This is a genomic window from cf. Phormidesmis sp. LEGE 11477, assembly GCF_015207105.1.
GTDB lineage: Bacteria > Cyanobacteriota > Cyanobacteriia > Phormidesmidales > Phormidesmidaceae > Phormidesmis.
In genome coordinates this window covers 1-3503 of the sequence record NZ_JADEXO010000218.1, presented here as the reverse complement: position 1 = coordinate 3503, position 3503 = coordinate 1, and the positions used below count along the sequence as shown (strand labels likewise).

Annotated in this window: 3 protein-coding genes; 1 reads left to right on the top strand and 2 read right to left on the bottom strand. The window is 52.9% G+C overall.

Annotation, left to right across the window (positions count from 1 at the left end):
* Both IQ256_RS28635 and IQ256_RS28630 read right to left on the bottom strand, forming a co-directional pair.
* Window positions 1–2325: hypothetical protein (locus tag IQ256_RS28635; RefSeq protein WP_370623574.1), on the bottom strand; the 2325-nt coding region annotated here is incomplete at its 3' end.
* A gap of 462 nt (window positions 2326–2787) precedes the next feature.
* Window positions 2788–3027 (bottom strand): helix-turn-helix transcriptional regulator, encoded by a 240-nt coding sequence (locus IQ256_RS28630; RefSeq protein ID WP_193859085.1) that lies wholly within the window; start codon window positions 3025–3027, stop codon window positions 2788–2790.
* Window positions 3028–3214: 187 nt separating this feature from the next.
* On the opposite strand from IQ256_RS28630, the gene IQ256_RS28625 reads away from it, so the two are divergent.
* On the top strand, window positions 3215–3503 hold a 289-nt coding region (locus IQ256_RS28625), incomplete at its 3' end, for a helix-turn-helix domain-containing protein (protein ID WP_193859084.1).

Here is a 3503-nt window from a genome sequence, read left to right as displayed (position 1 = left end):
GCGATAAATATCGTTCTCTAGATAGATATGAAGAATCTTCTTAGCTCTGGTTTTCGAAAGGTGCAAAACCGACTTAAGCGCAGCTACTCGCCTTACTTGATCTCGCCTATCGTTCAAAAGCTCTAGAATATCGTCATCGGAAAGCTGCTTGAAAGCTTTCGCTGTACTCATATAGATCACTGGAGCCATGAGATGCTGATCACGCAGACACGCTCTAAGCTCTAGAAGCCGGTTTTTACCAATCTGGTAAATAGCTTGGATTGCCTCATCACGATGTCTATTAGGCAAACTCAGCAAGCTTGCGCGTCGGGGGCTATCTGGCCGATTGACGGCATCCGCGATCAGGGCGATGTCATCCCATTCACCATACCGTTTTAGAAATCTTGCAATTTGTGGACTAAGCGACACTTCAAATTCGGAAACTAATCGCCTCACTAATGGAAGAGCTTCCTTATCGCCAAACTCGCAAAGAACATCGAGCCCCTTTTTGGTCAGGTTTGCTGTGAAGCTTTCGCGCAACGACGCGGCTTCGGCCACTAGTGTATCTTCTCCATGAAGAGCTCGAAGTCGCGCTACTGCATCGTCAAATCGGTCGGTGAAGTTTACCTTCAAACTTTTGACCAGTTGGTTGCGGTATTTGGAGAATTTTTTGTTACACAACGCGATGAACGCATCTTGTTCGTAAAGAGGACCATCCTCTATTGCCGCGAGCAACTGCGCCTCTGTCATTGCCAGGAGATATTGCGCTCGGTAGGCATCATACTGCTCCTGGCCAGTAGTCGAACCAATCGCTGAGAACAACCCACCACCTGTCCTACGCAAGAGTGCTCTTCTGGCTTCTCCAAGTGGAAGGCCTTGACCACCATCAAGCAGCGACAACAGAGCCTGCAACCTAACGACGGAACTCTCATCTTTTAGGAGCGCGTTAGCATCAGGCTGAGATATCTCTTTGCGCTCTCGAAGAATAGTTATGGCCCGAATTCTGACTCCGGTTTCGTGATACTTCAGGCATGATCGTAGCATGTTGGTATCGATCCCCTTTCCATCACCAAATACGTGATCAAGCGTCGAATCACTGATTGAAACCAGTTCTTGTTTTAACAGGAGTTGTAAGGCCTTTGAGCGACTGTCAGCTAACGCCAAACCAAGCACAGCATCCTTGGCTGCACTAACAGTTCGGTAGTCTCCTTTGTTAACTTCTCTTAAGAGCGTAGCGATATCATCAGAACTTCCCATCACTCCAAGATATCGAATCGCTGCAACCTTCACTTCTTGAGATTGGTCATCGCCTTCCAACCACATTCTGAGATAATCAGCTTTGTTGGGCTTGACTGACAAAGGCAAGGGTTCACGGACGACTTTCATGACATCGATAGCCGCAGCTTTCCCACCTGGAGAAATACCTAGGCTACAAAGAGGCAGCCACGAACCACCGAAATGCGTCACCCCATAGAGCCAGTGCCATATTGGAGCGTTCTCGTGAGTAAAATGCGCAATGCCAGCATCGATCAATGCGGCAATCTCTCGACCACTGAGTGCAACCCTTTCTCGATTTGAAAACAATATGTTCGCATCATGCGGACCAATTGTCGTTTTGTCGTTGCCATCAGTCCGGAGCGCTCCACTCAACAACCTCAGCCTCGCAACTCCCAATCGATCTATGTTCTCCGTCGATGCCCCGGCTCCCAGTTCTTGAATGCCATGCAGGAATCGGAGTTCTTCGACAGAGAGTAGGGGCTTTCGGTTTGGATCTGAGTCTACTTTAGCGGCTTCTCGCCCATCACCAACCTCGTCTCGCTCCGAAGAATTTTGCTTAACACCGAGGTCGTCCTCCCACAGCGTAATAAGCTTGTCAGTGAGAACCGCTCTCACTTTCCTCTCTATCTCTGCATCGGTCGAAAAATTCTCGAATAGCACTTTTCGTTCTGACACCAATCGGTCTTTGAAATTGAGAACCTTCTGAAGTTGCGGGCCGGGGTCCTTAGCCCTCAAAGGATCGATGTCCTTCAAGTAAATCGCTATGTCGGGACTCCCGTCCTTCTCGCGACTTTCTATAGCAATCTCATATTCTTCCTCAAACCCCGAAGAGTAAGCTCCGGTTGGAGAGCCCCAACGCTCCCAAAGAAGTCCAATAAAGAACTCACATTGCTCTAAATCCCTGTTAATGATGGCTTGTGGTCTTCCAAAGCCAGGTAACGTGTCTTCCCAGCCCATCAGTTCCAAGTGGAAACCAAATCGCCTTGCCAATGAGGTATTGAGGTCTTCAACAACTGAACGGGTTATATATCTCTCTTTTTCAAGATCACCTGGCGAAGCTAGAAACACTCGCAGCACACTCTGGCTCTTAGGCATTTCATCAATTCCCGTCGAACGGCAGCGCAAGCTAGCTTGCTACTCCCGTTTGTATTTCTCTTGAGATCATGCATCGCCTATAGGCCGTGCCAAGTCAATTCATCCATGAGGCGAACTGATCAGTCGCCTTGCAGGGCCGCGAGCATTTGTAAATTTAGGAAGAGCGGATATGCTTTGCGTCATTTATCTCAACGAAAATCCCGCAACTTGGACATGGGGTTTAGTTGCACGGGTGTCTCGCCGTGACGGTTTCGTAGTGCGCCGTGCGGTAATCCCTTATCGGGCGGCGGACTTCGTCGGCGTGGACGAGTTCTAGGGCCGGACCGGGTTTCAAATCCAGCAAGCATGGGGTGAAGTCGATGAGGTCTTCGGCGACCACATGGATCACCAAACCCTCGCGCTGCAACTTGCCGTGCAGGGCGAGCAGCCAGTTCTCTACTTCCTTGTTCTCAAACCCGGGCCGCCGCCGTTTTCGGGGAGGAAGAGGATGCCGGCTTTTTCGAGGGTGGTTTGGAGTTTTTGGAGGGTGTCCAGGCGGATGGCCAGGGGGCCGCTCCCCGTTTCCAAACGGATGATGCTGCTGAGGGAAACGCCGCTGTGGTCGGCGAGGTTCTGCTGCGTCCAGTCCAGCATGGCGCGGGCGCCGCGCAGTTGTTCCTTGGTGGTCAGGCTCATGGCTGTCTGAATGGAATAATAAGTCCGACTAGTAGCATATTTTCTCTTGAATAGAGGTGGCGAGCGCCTGTAGAGTAGCATTTCAACCTCCGGGCGCAAGCTGTGCCCGGGGCCGAGCGGCACGAGGGGGTGCTGGAACACCCGCCCCGCGCCTGACCGCAACCCGACTACCTACAGGAGTCAGGTCATGGCTATCAGCAGCTTTACCACGGATTCGCCCCCTTCCAGCAACCAGGCCCTCGGCGGCGGGTGTGCACCCGGCCTCTCGGTCGCGGCGCTGTCGCAGGCGGTCGGGCGGCGCGTCGGCGCGCGGCGCCGCGCGCTTGGCCTGAGCCAGGAGGAACTCGGCTGGCGCGCCGGGCTCCACCGCACCCGGATTTCCCAGATCGAACGCGGGGTCGGCTGCCCCAAGATCTCCACCCTCTATCGTCTCGCCCTGGCGCTCGGCGTTTCGCTGGACGGGCTCTGTCCCGCGC